This is a genomic window from Dokdonella sp., assembly GCF_051958935.1.
GTDB lineage: Bacteria > Pseudomonadota > Gammaproteobacteria > Xanthomonadales > Rhodanobacteraceae > Dokdonella_A.
The window spans coordinates 1-19,265 of record NZ_JBQCFP010000004.1; the positions used below are offsets into that span (position 1 = coordinate 1).

Genomic DNA, 19,265 nt, shown 5'->3' on the forward strand with positions numbered 1-19,265 from the left:
TTCGAACTCGGCGATGAAGGCGGCGTCCGTGCGCAGGCGCCGGTACGCCGCGTCGAGTTCGGCGAGCGGCGCGATCAATGTCTCGGCGACGTAGGAACCGCCGTAGTCGCCGAAGCGGCCGCGTGCATCGGGGTACGCCGAGTAGTCTTCGATTCGTTGCATGGCTCTCACTTGCCGATGGCCGCGTCCGCGTTGCGCACCGCTTCGACGAAGCGGCGCATGCGTGCGGGATCCTTGATGCCGGGAGCGGTCTCGATGCCGCTCGACACGTCGACCGCATAGGGTCGCACGAGCGCGATCGCCTGCGCCACATTGTCGGCGGTGAGGCCACCGGCGAGGATCGTCGAGCGGGCGAGGCGCGGCGCGCGCCGCCAGTCGAAGGTTTCGCCGCTGCCGCCGAGTGCGCCGAGTGCGTGGCTGTCGAGCAGGAACCCGCTCGCGCCCGGGTGCAGGCCGACATACGCGACCGCATCGTCGACCGACGCCATCGGCACCGCCTTCACGTACGGCCGCGAGAAACTCGACGCGAACGAACCCGGCTCGGCACCATGGAACTGCAGCAGGTCCGGCTGTACGCCCGCGATGACTTCCTCGATCCAGCCCGGCTCGTCGTCCATGAACAGCGCGACCGCGGCCGTGAACGGCGGCAGCATGCGGCGGATCTCGCGCGCCTGGGTGATGCCGATGAAGCGCTGGCTGCGCCGCGTGAACACGAGGCCGATCGCGTCGACGCCGAGATCGACCGCGAGCCGCGCATCCTGCGGACGCGTGATGCCACAGAACTTGACGCGCGTGCTCACAGGCTCACCTCGGGCGGAAGATTCCATTCAGCGGGATAGCGCGGCCCGAGGAACGTGAGTCCGGACGCCGGGGCGGTCGGACCCGCGACACTGCGATCGCGCCCCTGCAGCAGCTCGGCCAGCCACGCTTCGGCGCGCTCGCCGCGGCCGATCGGCAGCAGCGAGCCGACGATGTTGCGCACCATGTGGTGCAGGAACGCGTTCGCCTCGATGTCGATCGCGACTTCGTCGCCGCGCCGCGCGACGGCGATCGCGTGCACGTTGCGCATCGGCGAGTTCGCCTGGCACGCGACGGTGCGGAACGCACTGAAATCGTGTTCGCCGACGAGCGCCTGCGCCGCGCGCTGCATCGCCTCGACGTCGAGCGGAATGCGCTCCCAGGTCACGAAGCGCGCGGCGAGCGCAGCGCGCACGGGCCGGTTGAGGATCGTGTAGCGATATCGCCGCGCGCGCGCGCCGAAACGCGCATGGAAGCCGTCCGCGACCGGCCGCGCCCACAGCACGGCGACGTCGCGCGCGAGGCGCGAGTTCGCACCGAGCGCCCAGGCGCGTTCGGTGCGCGTCGCGTCGCTGTCGAAATGCACGACCTGGCAGCGCGCATGCACGCCCGCATCGGTGCGGCCGGCGCAGGTGACTTCGACCGGATGCGCCGCGACGAAGCTCAGCGCGGCCTCGACCTCGGCCTGCACGCTGCGTTCGTGCGACAGGCGCTGCCAGCCCGAGAAGTCGGTGCCTTCGTATTCGATGCCGAGGGCGAGGCGCATGAGAAGCCGTGATTGGTGATTGGTGATTGGCGATTGGTGATTCGTGATGGTGATTCGGAAGAGCGTAGATATCGCTGCGTGCAGTGTTCGCGGGGACCGGCCGCTTATCGAAAAAAGGGGAGCCGGGCTTGCCCGGCTCCCCTTGGATGAATGCGGGTCCGTGGTTCTAACGAATCACGAATCACCAATCCCGAATCACGGCTCTAGCGCAGTTCCGAGATCAGGCGATGCGCTTCCGCTTTCTGCGCATCGTTGCCTTCGGCGACGACCTCCTCGAGCATCGAGCGCGCACCGTCCGGGTCGCCCATGTCCATGTAGGCCTTGGCGAGATCGAGCTTGGTGCCGATCGCGTCCTCGCCGGCGAAGAAATCGTCGTCCAGGGTCGCTTCCTTCATCGCGGGTGCGGGCTCCTTCGCAGCGGGGACCACCGGGGCCGGCGCCGCCTTGGCCTCCGGGGCTTCCAGCGGCGGCAGGTCGTCGAACGTGAACGCATCGGCGGCCGGCGGTGGCGGCACATGCGCGTGCGTCGGCGCGGGCGTCTCGGCGAAACCGAAACCGTAGTCGTCCGCCGACTCGGGCTCGGCGGCGGGCGCGGACGCCACATGCGCATGGGCGAAACCGAAGTCGTCGTCGTCGAGCGTGGGACGCTCGGCCGTGTCGGCGAACGCGGCTCCCGAGTACGTGTCGGCCGCGGCGAACAGCGGATTGTGCGGCGCGAGCTCCTGGCCCATCGCCTGCGCTTCCTGCCATTCCGGCTGGTTCGGATCGGTCACGTAGGCGTGCATCTCCGCCGCGGTGTCCTCGAATTTCGCGACGTCGCGTTCCGCGTAGTAGAGGCTGAGCAGCTCGAGGTAGAGACCGACATTGCCCGGCTCGCGCGCGATCTGGTCGCGCAGCGCGGTCGCTTCGGCTTCCATCACGGCGCTCGTCGCGCCGGAACCGTCGATCGAGTCACCGAACGCATCGGCGATCGAAGGACGCGACCCATTCGACGCCGCCGGCGCGGCCTTGCGCTTGCGCATGCCGAACAGGCCGAGCAGCACCAGCAACACCCCGGCGCCGAGCGCGGCGGGCTTGACCCACGCCGCGTCGTACCAGGCGGCGGCCTGCGGCTTCGCGGCAGGCGTGGGCTTCTTCACGCTCGTTGCGGGCGTCGGTTTGGCCGTCGTGCCGCTCGTCGCGGTGGTCGGCGGCGTCGCCGCGAGCGGCGTCACCGTCGCGCCCGACGCATTCGCCGGCGTCGAGGTCGACGACGGCGTGGTGGCGGGCGTGGCCGACGTGGCGGCGGTGTCGGTGTGCGCAGCGGCCGACGGCGACGTCGCGGACGCGTCCGCGCCGGACGGCGTGGCAGCGGTGCCCGGCGCCGTGGACGGCGTGGCGGCCGGCGACTCACCGGCCGGCGTCGGCGCGGGCGTCGCGCCGATGGGCGGTGTCGTAGCCGGAATCGCGGCCGGCGTGGCCGCAGCGCCCGCATGGGCGTCGGCCTTGGCCGCGTCGCCCGGCGTGGACGACTTGGCAGCGTCACCCCAGATGTCCTTCTTGTCGATCGCGGTGTCCTTCGCGGTCGAAGCAGGCGTCGATGCGGGCGTCGTCGAAGCGGGCGTCGTCGATGCCGGCGGCGTCGCCGAGGCGGCGACCGGCGGGGGCGTCGATGCCGCGGGCGTCGCCGGCTTGCCGGTCACCTTGCCGGCCGCATCGGCCTTTGCCTGCAACTCCCTGAGCTTCTGCTGCAGGTCGGCGATCTCGGAATCCTTGAGGCTGATCAGGCGGTCGTTCTTGCCCTTGAGATCCTCGAGCTCCTTCACGCGCGACTTGAGTTCGGTCGCTTCCAGCTCGCGCGCGGTGAGGGCTTCCTTCGTGCGCGCGAGTTCGCGTTTGGCCTCGGCGTTCGCGGCCGAGCCATTGCCCGAACCGGGCTGGTCGGCCATCGCGAGGCTGCCCTTGCCGGACTTCGGCGGCACGAGTTCCAGACGCTCGCTGGCGCTCTTCGTTTCCGCGCCCGCGGTGCTGGCCTTCGCCGGCTTCGCCTCTTTCGGTGCCGCGCTCACGGGGGTCGCGGGCGCCTCGGTGGTCGATGCGACGCGCGTCGGCGTCGCGCGACCGCCGCGCCAGTCCTCGAACTGCGCACGCACCTGGGCCGCCGCTTCGCTCGCCGAACCGATCGCCTTCGCTTCGTCGGCGGTCGGGATGCGCAGGATCGCGCCGCGCTTGAGCGCGTTGATGTTGTCCTTGTAGAACGCGTCCGGATTGCTCTTGAGCAGTGCGAGCATCATCTGGTCGAGATTGGCGCCGCCATCCGGGCGCGTCGCACGCGCGATGCCCGACAGGGTTTCGCCCTGCTTGACCGGCCCGTAGTCGCCTTCGAGCACCGTGCGCGGAGCCGGGGCCACCGGCGCGGGCTTCTCGCGCGCAACCGCCGGCTTCTCGACCGGCGCCGGCCTTTCGGCCGCGGCGACCGTTTCCTTCTCGCGGCGCGGCGCCGCCGCGGGCACGCTCGGCGCCGGCGTCGCGGCGACCGCGGCCGGCGCGCTGCGCGCGGGCGCAGTCACCGGCGGATCGAGCAGTACGGTGTATTCGCGCAGCAGGCGGCCCTTCGGCCAGTTCGCCTCGACGAGGAAGTCGAGATAGCTGTCCTGCACGGGCTCCTTGCTCGTGACGCGGATGACGACCTGTCCGTTCGCACCCTTGCCGACCGAGAATTCGAGCGGCACGTTGATGTGGCTGCGGGAGATGCCGACGCGTTCGAAGTCCTCCGCCGCAGCCATGCTCACCAGCAAGCCTTCAGCCTCGCCCGCGGTGCCCTGGATGACCGGGATCTCGGCATCAAGCGGTTGATTGAGCTTGGATTTCACATGGACGGGGCCGAGGCCCAGCGCGAGCGCGTTCGTTCCGCCCAACGCGAGCGCGATCGCAAGCGAAAGTTGCAGCGGTCGTTTCATCTAGGCATGCCCCCCGGAGGCGTAGGGGCCCGTTTCGGGCCATCTCGAAACGGGCTTATAACACAATCGTAACTATAGATCACAGATACGATTTCGCAAATACCGGGAGCCGTCACAGATAGGTTTTGACGAGCAGCTCGGCGACCTGCACGGCGTTGAGTGCAGCGCCCTTGCGGATGTTGTCCGAGACGATCCACAGATCGAGCCCGCGCGGATGCGAGATGTCCTCGCGGATGCGGCCGACGAATACCTCGTCCTTGCCCGCCGCGTGTTGCACCGGCGTCGGATAGCCGCCCGGCCTGCGTTCGTCGACGACGACCACGCCGGGCGCCGCGCGCAGCAGTTCGCGTGCGCGCGCGGCATCGATCTTCTCGCGCGTCTCGATGTGCACCGCTTCGGAGTGACCATAGAACACCGGCACGCGCACGGCGGTCGGGTTCACCTGGATCGCTGCGTCCTCGAGGATCTTGCGCGTCTCCCACACCATCTTCATCTCTTCCTTGGTGTAGCCGTTGTCCTGGAAGTCGTCGATCTGCGGGATGAGGTTGAAGGCGATCTGCGCCGGGAACTTCTTCGGATCGGCGTCCTGGAAGTTCAGCAGTGCGGCGGTCTGGCGGCCGAGTTCCTCCATGCCCGAGCGGCCCGCGCCCGAGACCGACTGGTAGGTCGCCACGTTGATGCGCTCGATGCCGACCGCGCGATGGATCGGCGCGAGCGCGACGAGCATCTGCATGGTCGAGCAGTTCGGGTTGGCGATGATGCCGCGGTTCGTGTACTGCGCGATCGCGTGCGGGTTGACTTCGCTGACGACGAGCGGGATGTCGTCCTGGTAGCGGAATTCCGACGTGTTGTCGATGACGACCGCGCCCGCCGCCGCCGCGCGCGGCGCGTGCACGCGCGAGACCGAGCCGCCGGCGGAGAAGAACGCGATGTCGATGCCGTTGAAGTCGTAGCCGGCGAGATCGCGCACGACGAACTCGCGATGGCCGAACGACACCTTGCCGCCGGCCGAGCGCTCGCTCGCCAGGGGCACGAGTTCGCCGATCGGGAATTCGCGTTCGTGGAGGATCGACAGCAGGGTTTCGCCGACGGCGCCGGTGGCGCCGGCGATGGCGACGTTGTATCGGGTCGTGCTCTTGGTCATGGTCGGGGTCGGGTGCAGGGGTGGGCGAAGCGTGCGGCGCCAAGCATCACGCGGAATGGCCGCCGCGGGCCAATAACGCGTCGGCATTAACCGGATTCGGTGGCCTGCCGGCATGCGGGCCGGCGCCGAGCGCGGCGACGAGGTTGTCGACCGCGAGCGCCACCATCGCGCGTCGCGTCGCCTCGCTCGCGCTCGCGATGTGTGGCGTGAGCACGACGTTGCGGCAGGCGAGCAGGCGCGGATGCACGGCCGGTTCGTTCTCGTAGACGTCGAGCCCGGCCGCGGCGATGCGCCCGGCATCGAGCGCGTCGGCGAGCGCCGCGTCGTCGACGATGCCGCCGCGCGCGACGTTCACGAGCGTCGCACCTGGCTTCATTCGCGCGAGCTCGGGCGCTCCGATCGCGTGGTGCGTCTGCGCCGAATACGGCAAGGCCAACACGAGATGATCGCTGTGCGCGAGCAGCTCGTTCCTGGCGACATGGGTCGCCGCGCAGTCGCGTTCGAGCTCCGGCGCGAGGCGGGCGCGATTGTGGTACAGCACGCGCATGCCGAACCCGCGTGCGCGGCGCGCGATTGCCTGGCCGATGCGTCCCATGCCGAGGATGCCGAGCGTGCTGCCGTGCACGTCACGCCCGAGCATGAGTTCGAACGACCAGGTGGTCCACTGCCCTTCGCGCAGCCAACGCTCCGCTTCGGTCACGCGCCGGGCGGTCGCGAGCAACAGCGCCCAGGCGAAATCCGCCGTGGTTTCGGTGAGCACGTCGGGCGTGTTGGTCGCGATGATGCCGGCCGCGGTGAGCGCGGGTATGTCGAGGTTGTCGTAGCCGACGCCGACGTTGGCGATCGCGCGCAGGCGATGGGCGCCCGCGATGACCGCGGCGTCGATGCGGTCGGGGATGAACACGAGCGCGCCGTCGACGTCGTGCAGGCCCGCGCGCAGCGCATCCGCAGCGCGCGGCGCGACATCGGCCTCGACGCGCACGTCGAAGTGGCTCTCGAGGCGCGCGAGGATGTCGCCGAACACCGGCTGGGTGACCCACACCCGCGGCCGCATGCTCATCCAGCGTCACCGGGTACGCGCGGCGCGACCTCGCCGACGTCGCCGCATTGCGCGCGATGGCGCAGTGCCTGGTCCATCAGGACGAGCGCGACCATCGCCTCGGCGATCGGGGTCGCGCGGATCCCGACGCACGGATCGTGGCGGCCCTTGGTGACGACCTCGACCGGATCGCCCGCGAGGTTCACGCTCCGCCCCGGGACGAGGATGCTCGAGGTGGGCTTGAGCGCGATCGACACGACGACGGCCTGGCCGGTCGAGATGCCGCCGAGGATGCCGCCCGCGTGGTTGGAGAGGAATCCCTGCGGCGTGATCTCGTCGCGGTGCACGCTGCCGTGCTGCGCCACCGCCGCGAAGCCGTCGCCGATCTCGACGCCCTTGACCGCGTTGATCGACATCAGCGCGGCGGCGAGCTCGCCGTCGAGCTTGCCGTACACCGGCTCGCCCCAGCCCGGCGGCACGCCGTCGGCGACGACGCTGACGCGCGCGCCGACCGAATCGCCGGACTTGCGCAGAGCCGTCATGTACGCCTCGAGTTCCTCGACCATCGAGGCATCCGGCCAGAAGAACGGGTTCTGCGCGACTGCGTCCCAGTCGAACGCCCCGCGCGGCACGAGGTCGCCGATCTGCGCGAGGAAACCGCGCACGCGCACGCCGTGGCGTTCGGCGAGCCACTTCTTGGCGATCACCGCCGCTGCGACGCGCATCGTCGTCTCGCGCGCGGACGAGCGCCCGCCTCCACGCGGATCACGGATGCCGTACTTCTGCCAGTAGGTGTAGTCTGCGTGGCCGGGGCGGAACGTGTCCTGCAGGTCACCGTAGTCCTTCGAGCGTTGGTCGGTGTTGCGGATCACGAGCGCGATCGGCGTACCGGTCGTGCGCCCTTCGTACACGCCCGAGAGGATCTCGACCTCGTCGGCCTCGCGCCGCTGCGAGGTCCAGCGGCTGCGCCCGGTCGCGCGCCGCTCGAGGTCGGTGCGGAATTCGTCCGGCGCCAGCGCGAGCCCGGGCGGGCAGCCGTCGACGACGCAGCCGATCGCAGGACCATGGCTTTCACCGAAGGTCGTGACCGTCAGGAGCTTGCCGAAGGAGTTGCTGGACATGGAAGCCGTGCTCGCTGATGGCTCGGTCGTTTGTGCGGGGCTCGCAAGCCCTGCGGCGTCAGCCCGCGAAAGCGGGAATCCATTTTGCCTCCAAATGCCGACCCGGCAGCCATTGCCCCACCCCGCTGACGCCGGCGCTTTTCGCCGGGCGACGAACGGACGGGCTACTTGCGCGCACTCGCCGCGCGATGGATCTCCACCGCATGCTCGACGAGGTCGCGCCGGTCGAGCAGGAACACGCCCATCTGGCCGACGTTGAACTCGATCCAGTTGAACGGCACGTTCGGCAGCGTCGCGACGAGCGCCCGTTCGCTCTCGCCGACTTCGACGATGAGCACGCCGTCCTCGGTAAGATGATCCGGCGCCGCGGCGAGGATGCGCAACGCGAAATCGAGCCCGTCGTCGCCGGCGGTCAAGCCTAGTTTCGGCTCGTGACCGTATTCGGGCGGCAATGCGGCGAATTCCTGTTCGGTCACGTACGGCGGGTTGCTGACGATGAGGTCGTAGCGCTCGCCGCCCAGGCTGCCGAAGAGGTCGGACTTGATCACGCGCACGCGCTCGCCGACGTCCTGGAATTCTACGTTTTCGCGCGCGAGCGCGAGCGCGTCATCGCTGATGTCGGCGAGGTCGACCTGCCAGTCCGGGTTGTGTGCGGCCATCGCGATGCCGATGCACCCGGAGCCCGTGCACAGGTCGAGCGCGCGTTCGACATGGCGCTCGTCGAGCCACGGGGTGAAACCGCCCTGGATCAATTCGGCGATCGGCGAGCGCGGCACGAGCGCACGCCCGTCCGACTTGAACTTGAGGCCGGCGAACCATGCCTCGCCGGTGAGGTAGGCGACCGGACGATGCTCGTCGACGCGGCGATCGATCAGCGCGAGCACCGCGTGCTTTTCCGCCGCCGTGAGCTTCGCCTGGCCATAGGCGGGCGACAGGTCATGCGGCAGGTGTAGCGCGTGCAGCACGAGGTGGGTCGCCTCGTCGAGCGCGTTGTCGTAGCTGTGGCCGAAAGTGAGGCCGGCGGCGCCGAAGCGGCTCGCGCCGTAGCGGATGAAATCGACGATCGTCGCGAGTTCCTGCGTCACGGTGGCGTCCGCCATTCGAAGGGTCGAGCAGTATAGGGCATGCGCCGCAGCGCTCCCGTACGTGGCCACATGCCGCGCGCGCGGCGGCGTACCGGACCTCGCATCCGTATAATCGGCGGATGACCCGCCTTCGCAGCGCCGGTCGCGTTTCCGCGAACTGGCTCATCATCATCGCCGCTTTCGCCGCCGCCGCCGGCCTCTGGCTCGGCATGCGCGTGCTCGCACCCGCGCGCGGCCCTGACCTCGCCTCCGCCGTGATGTATCCGGCGCCGCGCGCGCTGCCCGCATTCGAACTCGACCGCAGCGACGGCGGCAAGCTCACGCTCGAGGACTGGAAGGGACGCTGGACCGTCGTCTTCTTCGGTTACACGAACTGCCCCGACGTCTGCCCGACGACGCTCGCCGATTTCAAGCAGGCGTGGAAGCGCCTGCCCGCCGCGACGAAGGAACGCGTGCGCTTCGACTTCATTTCGGTCGATCCCGAGCGCGACACGCCGGCGCAGCTCGCCCGCTATGTCGGCTTCTTCGATCCGCAATTCGTCGCCGCCAGCGGCAGCGACGAGCAGCTGACGCGCATCACGCGCGCACTCGGGCTCGTCTATGCGCGCGGCGAACCCAAGGACGGCACCTACGAGGTCGATCACAGCGCATCGGCCGTGCTCATCGACCCCGACGGCCACCAGGCGGGCGTGCTGCGTCCGCCGTTCGAGGCGGCGAAGATCGCCGCCGACCTCGTCACCCTCGCGGGAGCACGCTGATGCGCGCCTCAGTCGCCCTGCAGTACGTGCTGCCGCATCGCTTCCTGTCGCGGCTGGTGTTGTGGGGCACGCGCTGGACGTTCGCGCCGTGGAAGGACTTCCTGATCCGTCGCATCGTCGACGGCTACCGCGTGGATCTCGACGAAGCGGAACAGCCCGATCCGTCCGCGTACGCGCATTTCAACGCGTTCTTCACGCGCCCGCTCAAGCCCGGCGCACGCCCGCAGGCACAGGCCGCGGATGCGATCCTCTGCCCCGCCGACGGCCGCATCAGCCAGGCCGGGCCGATCCGCGCCGGCCGCGTGTTCCAGGCCAAGGGACCGGATTTCAGCGTCGCCGAGCTGCTCGGCGACGAGGCCGCAGCCGCGCCGTATGCCGACGGCCGGTTCGCAACGGTCTACCTCTCGCCGCGCGACTACCACCGTGTGCACATGCCACTCGCGGGCGAGCTGCTCGAAACCGTGCACGTGCCCGGGCGCCTGTTCAGCGTGGCGCCGTTCGCGGTCGCCGCGGTGCCGCGCCTGTTCGCGCGCAACGAGCGCCTCGTCTGCCATTTCCGCGGCGCCAACGGGCCGTTCGCGGTGGTGCTGGTCGGGGCGATGCTCGTATCCGGCATAGAAACCGTCTGGGGCGATGTCGAAGTGCCGCCCTATGCCTCGCGCGTCACGCGCCGCGACTGGCGCGGCCGTGGCATCCGCCTCGCACGTGGCGCGGAAATGGGCCGGTTCAACATGGGCTCGACCGCGATCGTGCTGCTGCCCGCCGCCGCCGCGCTCGATCCGGCTCTGTCACCCGAACAGGCCGTACGCGTCGGCGAAGCGATCGGTTCGATCGCAGGAGCGAATCTCCTGCCGCCCCCGGGTTGAAATCCCTCTTCCCAAGCCGCCCGGCATCGGTCACAATGTGACGCGATTGGGCAATTTGTGACGCGATGGGCGGTCTCATGGGGTAGGCCTCGCCTAATATCGACCTCACGGATTCGACAACCATCCAGATTGGCCCCAAGGATGGGCAGGGGGACAAAGCCATGCAGATCATGACCCGTTTGATCGCCTTGAGCCGCGCGATGCAGTTGCGCCGGCAGTTCCGGGAGATCAACAAGACGCTCGAACTGCTGCCGCCGGCCGCACGCCGCCAGCTCGCCGGCATCGCGCTGCGCGAGTTCACGAGCGCCGCCAAGAGCGAGTTCCCGCACCTCTACGCGACGCCGCCGGAAGAGAAATACCGGCCTTGGGGCAGCGGCACCGACATCGGCCTCGAGCGCCTGCGTTCGGACAACCTGCAGGTACGTCTGCGCGGCGTCGCTCTCTGGCTGACGGTCGTGTTCCACGAAACCAAGGATTCTCCGTTCGGCGAGCAGCAGGACCTGCACCGCCAGGCGATGCGCTGCCTGCGTTCGCTCAAGGAAGGCGTACCTGCCGACGACCTCAGCCGCTGGATGATCGAAGGCGCGGAAGCCGCCTGAGCCACGACCGCACGTCACGCCGGCGTGCGGGCGGAAGGGATGCCGCACAGGGCCATCCTTCCGCGGAGCCGGATCAACCCGGCTCGCATGCATCGGGACGATGCTGCCGGGTGGACAGCGCGGTCCATGGATGGGCCGCAACTTGAATCGACGAGTTCACAGGACGGGACCTGGCGCACGGAAGCGCCAACTCCGCCGTCCCGTCAGCGCGCGCATGCAGGCAGCTTGAGCGACTGCCCCGGCTTGATCGGATAGTGCGGCCCGCGCAGGCCGTTCGCCGCCGCGATCTCGCGAATCCCGCAATTGCCGCTGCGACGTGCGATCGCCGCGAGCGTGTCGCCCTTGCGCACGACGTACGTCCGGTCCTTCGCGCGCGCCTTCGCCGGCGCGCGCGATTGCGCGAGCGCGACCGGCGGCGGCACGGGCACGATCGCCTCGTGCAGCTCGGCCGCGAGTTGCGGCCATCGCCCGCTCGCGCAATCGCGTTCGTACACCTTTTCCAGCCGCTGCGGCACGACGAGCCGCGCGCCCGCCGGCTCCTGCTGCTGCGGATCGAGCTGCGGGTTGAGGTTGCGCAAGGTGCGGAACCAGCCGTCGGCATTGCCGTCCTGGCCGAGGCAGATGGTGAGCTCGGCGATCGATGCCGGCCGCTCGAGCGTGATGCTGCCCGGCTTCGCCGCGATCTTCGGGAACTCGAGGTTGTAGCGCTCGGGATGCATGAACAGCCATGCGGCGGCGAGCACCATCGGCACGTACTCGCGCGTTTCCTGCGACACGCTGCCATACACCTCGGGGCTCCAGAACGCGGCGGCATTCTCGCCCCTGCCCGCGCGGCGCTGCATTGCGCCCTCGCCGCCGTTGTAGGCGCCGATCACGAGTTCGAGGTTGTTGTTGAAGATCGCGAGCTGCTCGTTGACGTACGCCGCGTTCGCGCGCGCGGCGAGGCGCGGATCGAAGCGCTGGTCGAAACCGTCGACCGTGGTGAGGCCGAAGCGAAGGCCGGTCGCGTACATGAATTGCAGCGGACCCGACGCGCCCGAACGCGACACCGCGTGCACCTTGCCACCCGATTCCTTGGCGAGCATGCCGAACAGCAGGGCTTCGGGCAGGCCCGCCTTCTCGTACTCGGGCCACATCTGGAAGCGCAGGTACTGGTAGTTCTCGTACGCGGTGATCAGGTTCGGCCGGTACTGGGTCAGCCACTCCTCCAGCGCCGCCTTGACCGGACCGTTGAGCGCGATGATGTCGCCGAGCTCGCGCCCCTTGAGCAGGGTCACCGAGCGACCGAGCTGCGGCAATGTGGTCACCACCGGCGAACCTTCGCCGACCTCTTCGGTCGCTTCCGGCGTGGTCGCGCCGGTGTCGCCTTCGACGGCGAGATCGGAGCGGCTGCCGATGCCCGCGCGCAGCAGCGAATCGAAGCCGGCGACGAAGCGCTGCTGGTCGCATTCGGCGATCTGCGCGCATTGCGTCGCCGCTGCGCGCAGGTCGTCGAGTGCCGCCTTCATCTCCTCCTGCGCACGTTGGGTTTCGCCCGACCGCGCGAGTGCGAGGCCGGCCTCGTAGCGCCGGCTGTCCTGGTCGAGGCGCTGGTACAACGCATTGGAGGCATCGTCCGGTTTCACGGCCGCGCCGGGTTTCGCGCCACGCGGCACATTGCCGGCACAGGCGGCGAGCGCCGCGGCGGCGGCGGCGGCGATACAGAAGGTATGGCGGAATCGGAACATGAACGTGCAGCGTGCGTGGGAACGCTGCACGGTAACCGCTGGCGCCGCTCCGCGGCAACCCGCGCGCATTCCCGCGCGGCGCGGCGGCGACGCGATTCGTCGCTACAATCGGCGCCGCGGCCACGCGCATCGTGCATCCGAGGAGATTTCCCTTTGAGCGACATCCTGATCGACAAGGGCGACAAGGACGTATTCCTGCTCGCCAAGTACGCGAATCGCCACGGCATGGTCGCCGGCGCGACCGGCACCGGCAAATCCGTGTCGCTGATGCTCATGGCGGAAGGCTTCTCCAAGCTCGGCGTGCCGGTGTTCCTCGCCGACGTGAAGGGCGACCTCGCCGGCCTGTCGCAGGCCGGCGCGATGAACGACAAGTTGAAGGCGCGCATCGAGCAGCTCGGCATCGACTGGGCACCGAACGCGAATCCGGTCGTGTTCTGGGACATCTACGGCAAGCTCGGCCATCCGGTGCGCACGACCGTGTCGGAGATGGGCCCGAACCTGCTCGCGCGCCTGCTCGAACTCAACGACACGCAGGCCGGCGTGCTCGAGATCGTGTTCAAGGCCGCCGACGACGACGGCCTGCTGCTGCTCGATCTCAAGGACCTGCGCGCGCTGCTCGCGTTCGCCGCCGACCACGCGAAGGAATTGTCGCAGCACTACGGCCTCATCTCGACGCAGTCGATCGCGGCGATCCAGCGCGCGCTGCTCTCGCTCGAGCAGGCCGGCGGCGACCAGTTCTTCGGCGAGCCCGCGCTCGACCTCGCCGACTTCATGCGCCAGGACATGTCCGGCCGCGGCATCGTCAACATCCTCGCCGCCGACCAGCTCGTGCTCAAGCCGAAGCTCTACACGACCTTCCTGCTGTGGATGCTGTCGGAGCTGTTCGAGAAGCTGCCCGAGGTCGGCGACCTCGATCAGCCCAAGCTCGTGTTCTTCTTCGACGAGGCCCACCTGCTGTTCGACGATGCGCCGCCCGCGCTGCGCCAGCGCGTCGAGCAGGTCGTGCGCCTGATCCGCTCGAAGGGCGTCGGCGTGTACTTCTGCTCGCAGAATCCCGACGACGTGCCGGACGTGATCCTCGGCCAGATGGGCAACCGCATCCAGCACGCGCTGCGCGCATTCACGCCGCGCGATCAGAAGGCGGTCAAGGCCGCCGCGCAGACCTTCGCGCCGAACCCGAAGATCGACGTCGCGCAGGCGATCACCCAGCTCGGCGTCGGCGAGGCGCTCGTATCGACCCTGCAGGCCGGCGGCGTGCCGATGCCGGTCGAACGCGCGCTGATCGCTTCACCCGGATGCCGCATCGGCACGATCACCGAGGCCGAGCGCGCGACGATCCGCTCGCGTTCGCCGGTCGGCACGAAGTACGACACCATGGTCGATCGCGAATCGGCCTTCGAGAAGCTGGCGCAGCGTGCCGAGCAGGAAGCCGCGTCCGCGCCCGCAGCGAAGGGCGGCAAGGCGGCCGACGAGGCCGACAGCGGCTGGACGCAGGCGGCCAAGGACATGGTGTTCGGCACCAAGCGCCGCCAGGGCATGATCGAGGCGTTCGCGAAGTCGGCGGTGCGCAACGCGGCGGGGCAGCTCGGACGCTCGCTGCTGCGCGGCGTGCTCGGCTCGCTGTCGAAGCGCTGACGATGACGGCTTCCAACCAGCCCGCGCGCGCCGACGCCATCGTCCCGTTCTGGAATCGCCTGCGCGAGATCTCGCTCTACCCGACCCATTCGGCAGCGCTCAGCACGGTCGTCGTGCTCGCACTGTGCCACCTCGTGGACTTCCTGCCGCTCGGCGTCATCGGCTGGCTGTTCCAGCTGCTGATCTGGGTCGCGCTGTACAAGTACGCGTTCGAATGCCTGCGCGCGAGTGCGGATGGGCGCCTGGAGCCGCCCGAGGTCGCCGTGTCGGTCGAAGACAGCCTCGGCTGGTCGCAGATCTGGCTGCAGGTCGCGTTCTTCGCCTTCAACATGCTCGGCTTCATCCTGCTCGGGCCGGTCGGCGGCACGTTCGTCGCGATCCTGCTCGCGCTCGCGCTGCCCGGCGCGATCATGTCGCTGGCGATGGACCAGAATCTCGGCCACGCGCTCAACCCCGCGACGTGGATCGCGATCGTCGCGCGCATCGGCTGGCCCTACGTCGCAGTCGCCGCGCTCTACTTCGTGTTCGGCGTCAGCCAACGCTATGCGCAGGCCCTCGTGGTGCCAATCCTGCCGCCGGTCATTTCGACGATCGCGTTCTACCTCATCACGAACTACGTGGTCGTCGCGACGTTCCACCTCATGGGTTACCTGATCTGGCAGTACCAGGACGAAGTCGGCTACGAACCATCGGCCGCCGCGATGCCGCTCGCGTCGCGCGCACGCGACCCCGACCAGGACCTGCTCGACGAGGCCGCGCAGCACGTGCGCGACGGCGCGCCGGAAGCCGCCGCCGAGCTGCTCGGCGGCCAGCTGCGCGCACGCGGCGGCAGCGATGCGGTACACGTGCAGTATCGCAAGGTGCTCGGCGTGCTCGGCCACCGCGACGAGTTGCTCCGGCACGGTCGCGAATGGATCGCGGTGCTGCTCGCACAGGACAAGGAGCGTCGCGCCGTCGACGTCGTGCGCGACTGCCAGGAAATGGATCCCGCGTTCGAACCCACCGACCCCGACGACGTCGCACGCATCGCGCGCAAGGCGGTCGACGCGGGCCAGAGCCAGGTCGCCCTGAAACTCGTGTCGAGCTGGTACAAGAGCCATCCCCGGCACCGCGACGTCCCGGCGAACTGCCTGCTCGCCGCGAAGCTGCTGGCCGAACGCATGGGCAAGGAAGACACCGCGCGCGCGCTGCTCGACCGCGTGATGCAGGCGTTCCCGCAACATGCACTCGCCGGGGAAGTCGGTGCCTATCGCCGCTTCCTCGATACGCTCGGCGCGCCTCCCGCGCGCGCTTGATCGTCACGCCTGCGGGGCGAGCAGCCTGTTCGCCTTGTCCGCCTCGGCAGTGCCGGGCCAGGTCGCAGCGATGCGCGCCAGCAGCGCACGCGCTGCGCCCTCTTCGCGGCGCGCGTCGAGGTCGCATGCGACCTGCAGCATCGCGGCCGCGAGGCCAGGCGTCGCGGGCGCGCGCGCAGCGAGGCCGCCGAGCAGTTCGGCCGCGGCCGCGCCTGCGCCGATCGCAGGCCAGCGTCGCGCGAGCCCGAGCTGCTGCACCGGAGTGAGCGGCAGGCGGCGGCCGGCACCGGCTTTCAGGTAGTCGTCGTAGATGCCCTTCTGCTCGCTCAGTTGCGCGGCCGTGCGCAGTGGCAGCGCGAGCACGGCGCGTGCAGCCTCGTCGATACGCGGCATGCCGGGTTCGTAGCGGGCACAGCGGTACAGCGCGATGCGCACCGCGAGATCGGCGGGGCGGCGCGCCGCCAGCGGCTCGAGCAGTGCGCGCGCCGCCGCGATGTCGAGGCGCCCCAGATGCGCCTGCGCCTGCGCGAGGGCGGCTTCATCCTCGTTCGCGGCATCGGCACGCGCCTCCTCGTCGAGGAACTCGCGCCGCTCCCAGCCGAGGCGGCGCACCGCGACCGCGAGTGCCGCGCCGCACACGATGCCGCCCGCATGCGCCTCGAACGCGACATTGGAATCGTGCACGAACGCGAGCTGCAGAACTTCCCAGCCGAGCCATGCAGGCAACAGCACGAGCGCAGGAGCCCTGACGTAGTCGAACACGACGAAGAACCACCAGAAGAAGCGCACCTTGCGCGCTCCCCACAGCACGCAGTACGCGCCCATCAGCGACGCGATCGCGCCCGATGCGCCGACGAGGGAGCCGTGGTCGCCCCAGTGCCAGGCGAGGCTCGCGAATGCGGCGCCGATGCCGCCGAGCAGGTATCCGACAAGGAACAACACGGGCCCGAGCGCGCCTTCGACGAGCAGGCCGAGCAGCGCGAGGAAGAGCATGTTGCCGAGCAGGTGGCCGACGCTGCCGTGCAGGAACATCGAGCCGACGATGCGCGCCGGGGCGATCTCGGACTGGCGCAGCTTCCAACGTTCGGTGAACGCGCGATCCCACAAGCGCTCGAACTCGGCGCGCGACTCGCGCCACGCGACGATGCCCTCGACGCTCGGGTCGATTGCGGTGCCGTCGTGCAGCGCGGCGACGAATGCGTCGTCCGACTGCAGCAGCGCGGCGGCCCAGCGCCGGTCGCCCTCGTCCGATGCCATCCGCTCGAACAGCCGGTTGCGACCGTCCTCGGCATGCTGCGCGAGCCAGTCGCGATAGGCCGGGAACTCCCAGCGCGCGAGCCCGTCCTGCACGTAGAATTCGAGCGCCTGCTCCTGCCGCGCCTCGTCGGGCAACTGCAAGCCGAAGAACACGAACGCGTTGACGAGAATCAGCGCGAGCGTGACCCACGGGAAACTCGCGCGGGTCGGCGCGCGATGCAATGGCACGATCAGCACGCCGCGGCCCCTTCCGCGAACGAGGGTAGGCCGATTTTACTCGGCAATGCATGCCATGTGGCCGACACGGTTGGTAACGTGCGCGCTTGCGCAGGACGGGTGTGCGATGAGTCGATGGCGACCGCCGATGCCGGCTTCGACGGCGATGATCACGCCGGAGGGTCATGCGCGCCTCAAGGCCGAGCTCGACGAGCTGTGGCGCGTGCGCCGGCCCGAGGTCGTGCGCGCGCTGGCCGCCGCGGCCGCGGAAGGCGATCGCTCGGAGAACGCGGAATACACGTATCGCAAGAAGCAGCTCGGTGAAATCGATCGCCGCGTACGCTATCTCGGCAAGCGGCTGGAACGGCTGCGGGTGGTCGATGCGCCGCCGACCGATCGCAGCGCGGTATATTTCGGCGCATGGCTGCGTCTCGAAGACGAGGACGGCCGTGAACAGGCCTACCGCATCGTCGGGCCCGCCGAAACGGATGCCGCGCGCGGCTGGATCAGTATCGACTCACCGCTCGCGCGTGCTGCGCTGAAACGGCGCGAGGACGAGGAATTCGAGGCTGAACTTCCAGGCGGACGCCGCTCGTTCGTCGTGATCGAGGTGCGCTACGACGGCCCGTTCGAGTAGCCGCCGGGGCGATGGCGGAGGGAGCTTGGCGTTTGTGTGCTTCTGTTCTATTCCACGGAGTCGCCCTCGGCACCGGCGGGCGAGCGGAACCTGGTACAGCGCGTCGCTTCGCGAAAAAACCCCTGCGCGCCCCTGAATCGGCAAAGGATCGACAAAAAAGGGCGGCCGAAGCCGCCCTTTTCGTTGCCTCTGCGATCGCACTCAGCGCGTGATCGGCAGGTACACGCGATAGACTTCCTGGTCGACCGGCGTGTCCGGCGTGGACATGAACTCGTCCCAGAAACGGCCGACGCCGCCCTCGCTGTAGCGGTAGCCGTGCGTCTCCGCGTAAGCCTTCTGGTTGAGGCGGATCAGCGGCAGCTGCGCCGCGCTGCCCGTGTATTCGGTGTAGAGCGCCGTGCCCTGGTACCACAGCGCCGCGCGCACGTTGCCGTCGACGACGAGGTAGCCCTTGTTGTCCTTCTCGCCCGCAGCGTAGGTCTTCGGCTGGCCGCTCTCGTCGACGCCTTCGTCGCTCTGGTTCGGCACCGGCGTCTCGATGTTGTAGGTCTGCCCGTCGAGCGTGAACGACGTCGCGCTGACCGGCACGGCGACGCTGAAGGTGTAGTCCTCTTCGCCCCATTCGGTCGTGATCGTCATGCGCGGGCCCGCGGCGGTCAGGCCGGCCTTCTTCAGCGCGGCATCGATCTCGGTCATCGCCGTGCTCGTGGCGTCGGCCACTTCCTCGAGCGAGCGCTTCGCCTTCGTGTTGACGAGGAACACCGGTTTCGCATCGACGTTCACGACCTCGATCTTCTGGTCCTTGTAGTCGGTGTTCGGGAAGCCCGCGAGCATCGCCGACAGGCTCGCGAGGTTGCCCTGCACGATCGCCGACGGCTCGCCGTTGATGTACAGCCCGCCGAAGCGATGCAGGAGATTCCAGCCGTAGTCCACGTCGTAGGATTCGGTGACCTTCACGGTCTTGCCGTTCGCAGTCGGCTGCAGCGTGATCTTGTAGGTGCGATTGGTGCCGATCCAGTCGTTGTCGAGCGCCATCTCGACGCTGCTGTCCTGCTCGGACTTGGTGATCGTGAGCGAACCGTCACGCACCTTCGGCGAAGCGCTGGTCCAGCTCGCCTTCGCGCCGACGCCGGATTCAGGACCCGACAGCGTCATCTTGAGGTTGGGGTCGAACGCGCGCATGCCGTTCCACTGCGGGAAACGGCGGAACGAGTTGACCGAGTCGTAGACCTGCCGCAGCGGGCTCGGCACCTCGACGGTACGCTCGATATGGCCGTGATCCGGCAACACCACGCCGACCACGACGGCGAGCAGGAACACGATCAGCAGAGCGATCAGAATTTCGAAAATACGAATCATCCGAGGTATCTCCAGAACCCAGCC

Annotated in this window: 16 protein-coding genes and 1 pseudogene; 6 read left to right on the forward strand and 11 right to left on the reverse strand. The window is 69.2% G+C overall.

Annotated elements, in window-relative coordinates:
- The 8 genes and pseudogenes from ACTHK2_RS00405 to prmB form a co-directional block, all read right to left on the reverse strand.
- A pseudogene (locus ACTHK2_RS00405) lies at positions 1–162 on the reverse strand (tryptophan synthase subunit beta); the annotation flags it as partial.
- Positions 163–167: 5 nt separating this feature from the next.
- Positions 168–800: a phosphoribosylanthranilate isomerase gene (locus ACTHK2_RS00410; protein WP_440243555.1), complete on the reverse strand. Its 633-nt coding sequence runs from the start codon at positions 798–800 to the stop codon at positions 168–170.
- Positions 797–1,564: a tRNA pseudouridine(38-40) synthase TruA gene (gene truA, locus ACTHK2_RS00415; protein WP_440243557.1), complete on the reverse strand. Its 768-nt coding sequence runs from the start codon at positions 1,562–1,564 to the stop codon at positions 797–799. The genes ACTHK2_RS00410 and truA overlap by 4 nt, the downstream gene beginning before the upstream one ends.
- 203 nt (positions 1,565–1,767) lie before the next feature.
- The gene (locus tag ACTHK2_RS00420) at positions 1,768–4,503 is read right to left on the reverse strand and encodes a FimV/HubP family polar landmark protein (protein WP_440243559.1); all 2,736 of its coding nucleotides are present in this window, start codon (positions 4,501–4,503) and stop codon (positions 1,768–1,770) included.
- A gap of 112 nt (positions 4,504–4,615) precedes the next feature.
- Positions 4,616–5,647: an aspartate-semialdehyde dehydrogenase gene (locus ACTHK2_RS00425; RefSeq protein ID WP_440243561.1), complete on the reverse strand. Its 1,032-nt coding sequence runs from the start codon at positions 5,645–5,647 to the stop codon at positions 4,616–4,618.
- 46 nt (positions 5,648–5,693) lie between these two features.
- Positions 5,694–6,707, reverse strand: coding sequence for a 2-hydroxyacid dehydrogenase (locus ACTHK2_RS00430; RefSeq protein ID WP_440243563.1), 1,014 nt, complete (start codon positions 6,705–6,707; stop codon positions 5,694–5,696).
- Complete coding sequence (gene aroC / locus ACTHK2_RS00435) at positions 6,704–7,807, reverse strand: chorismate synthase (RefSeq protein ID WP_440243565.1); 1,104 nt, start codon at positions 7,805–7,807, stop codon at positions 6,704–6,706. Before aroC ends, ACTHK2_RS00430 begins: the two co-directional genes overlap by 4 nt.
- A gap of 164 nt (positions 7,808–7,971) precedes the next feature.
- Entirely contained in the window at positions 7,972–8,907 is a 936-nt protein-coding gene (gene prmB / locus ACTHK2_RS00440) for a 50S ribosomal protein L3 N(5)-glutamine methyltransferase (protein ID WP_440243567.1), read from the reverse strand.
- A 104-nt stretch (positions 8,908–9,011) separates the two neighbouring features.
- Here prmB and ACTHK2_RS00445 point away from each other — a divergent pair, with 104 nt between their 5' ends.
- The 3 genes from ACTHK2_RS00445 to ACTHK2_RS00455 all read left to right on the forward strand — a co-directional run bounded on the left by ACTHK2_RS00445 (position 9,012) and on the right by ACTHK2_RS00455 (position 11,115).
- Positions 9,012–9,650, forward strand: coding sequence for an SCO family protein (locus ACTHK2_RS00445; protein ID WP_440243570.1), 639 nt, complete (start codon positions 9,012–9,014; stop codon positions 9,648–9,650).
- The gene (gene asd, locus ACTHK2_RS00450) at positions 9,650–10,516 is read left to right on the forward strand and encodes an archaetidylserine decarboxylase (RefSeq protein ID WP_440243573.1); all 867 of its coding nucleotides are present in this window, start codon (positions 9,650–9,652) and stop codon (positions 10,514–10,516) included. Before ACTHK2_RS00445 ends, asd begins: the two co-directional genes overlap by 1 nt.
- 170 nt (positions 10,517–10,686) lie before the next feature.
- Positions 10,687–11,115: a hypothetical protein gene (locus tag ACTHK2_RS00455; protein ID WP_440243575.1), complete on the forward strand. Its 429-nt coding sequence runs from the start codon at positions 10,687–10,689 to the stop codon at positions 11,113–11,115.
- 203 nt (positions 11,116–11,318) lie between these two features.
- Here ACTHK2_RS00455 and ACTHK2_RS00460 read toward each other — a convergent pair whose 3' ends face one another.
- Positions 11,319–12,842, reverse strand: a complete 1,524-nt coding sequence (locus ACTHK2_RS00460) for a transglycosylase SLT domain-containing protein (RefSeq protein ID WP_440243577.1) — start codon at positions 12,840–12,842, stop codon at positions 11,319–11,321.
- Between the two features lie 153 nt (positions 12,843–12,995).
- Between ACTHK2_RS00460 and ACTHK2_RS00465 the strand changes: the two genes are divergently transcribed.
- The gene (locus tag ACTHK2_RS00465) at positions 12,996–14,477 is read left to right on the forward strand and encodes a helicase HerA-like domain-containing protein (protein WP_440243580.1); all 1,482 of its coding nucleotides are present in this window, start codon (positions 12,996–12,998) and stop codon (positions 14,475–14,477) included.
- Positions 14,478–14,479: 2 nt separating this feature from the next.
- Positions 14,480–15,772, forward strand: a complete 1,293-nt coding sequence (locus ACTHK2_RS00470; protein WP_440243582.1) for a hypothetical protein — start codon at positions 14,480–14,482, stop codon at positions 15,770–15,772.
- Positions 15,773–15,775: 3 nt separating this feature from the next.
- On the opposite strand, the gene ACTHK2_RS00475 is transcribed toward ACTHK2_RS00470, so the two are convergent.
- On the reverse strand, positions 15,776–17,266 hold the full coding sequence (locus ACTHK2_RS00475) for a rhomboid family intramembrane serine protease (protein WP_440243584.1): 1,491 nt from the start codon (positions 17,264–17,266) through the stop codon (positions 15,776–15,778).
- A gap of 106 nt (positions 17,267–17,372) precedes the next feature.
- On the opposite strand from ACTHK2_RS00475, the gene greB reads away from it, so the two are divergent.
- Positions 17,373–17,882: a transcription elongation factor GreB gene (greB, locus tag ACTHK2_RS00480; RefSeq protein ID WP_440243586.1), complete on the forward strand. Its 510-nt coding sequence runs from the start codon at positions 17,373–17,375 to the stop codon at positions 17,880–17,882.
- A gap of 201 nt (positions 17,883–18,083) precedes the next feature.
- On the opposite strand, the gene ACTHK2_RS00485 is transcribed toward greB, so the two are convergent.
- Entirely contained in the window at positions 18,084–19,241 is a 1,158-nt protein-coding gene (locus tag ACTHK2_RS00485) for a hypothetical protein (protein ID WP_440243588.1), read from the reverse strand.
- Positions 19,242–19,265: the final 24 nt, after the last annotated feature.

Bases quoted from the DNA above. Each gene is read 5' to 3' on its own strand.
- ACTHK2_RS00455 (WP_440243575.1), top strand. From the start codon at position 10,687: ATGACCCGTTTGATCGCCTTGAGCCGCGCGATGCAGTTGCGCCGGCAG.
- prmB (WP_440243567.1), bottom strand. From the start codon at position 8,907: ATGGCGGACGCCACCGTGACGCAGGAACTCGCGACGATCGTCGATTTC.
- ACTHK2_RS00445 (WP_440243570.1), top strand. From the start codon at position 9,012: ATGACCCGCCTTCGCAGCGCCGGTCGCGTTTCCGCGAACTGGCTCATC.
- ACTHK2_RS00425 (WP_440243561.1), bottom strand. From the start codon at position 5,647: ATGACCAAGAGCACGACCCGATACAACGTCGCCATCGCCGGCGCCACC.
- ACTHK2_RS00485 (WP_440243588.1), bottom strand. From the start codon at position 19,241: ATGATTCGTATTTTCGAAATTCTGATCGCTCTGCTGATCGTGTTCCTG.
- aroC (WP_440243565.1), bottom strand. From the start codon at position 7,807: ATGTCCAGCAACTCCTTCGGCAAGCTCCTGACGGTCACGACCTTCGGT.
- ACTHK2_RS00470 (WP_440243582.1), top strand. From the start codon at position 14,480: ATGACGGCTTCCAACCAGCCCGCGCGCGCCGACGCCATCGTCCCGTTC.
- asd (WP_440243573.1), top strand. From the start codon at position 9,650: ATGCGCGCCTCAGTCGCCCTGCAGTACGTGCTGCCGCATCGCTTCCTG.
- greB (WP_440243586.1), top strand. From the start codon at position 17,373: ATGAGTCGATGGCGACCGCCGATGCCGGCTTCGACGGCGATGATCACG.
- truA (WP_440243557.1), bottom strand. From the start codon at position 1,564: ATGCGCCTCGCCCTCGGCATCGAATACGAAGGCACCGACTTCTCGGGC.
- ACTHK2_RS00460 (WP_440243577.1), bottom strand. From the start codon at position 12,842: ATGTTCCGATTCCGCCATACCTTCTGTATCGCCGCCGCCGCCGCCGCG.
- ACTHK2_RS00420 (WP_440243559.1), bottom strand. From the start codon at position 4,503: ATGAAACGACCGCTGCAACTTTCGCTTGCGATCGCGCTCGCGTTGGGC.
- ACTHK2_RS00430 (WP_440243563.1), bottom strand. From the start codon at position 6,707: ATGAGCATGCGGCCGCGGGTGTGGGTCACCCAGCCGGTGTTCGGCGAC.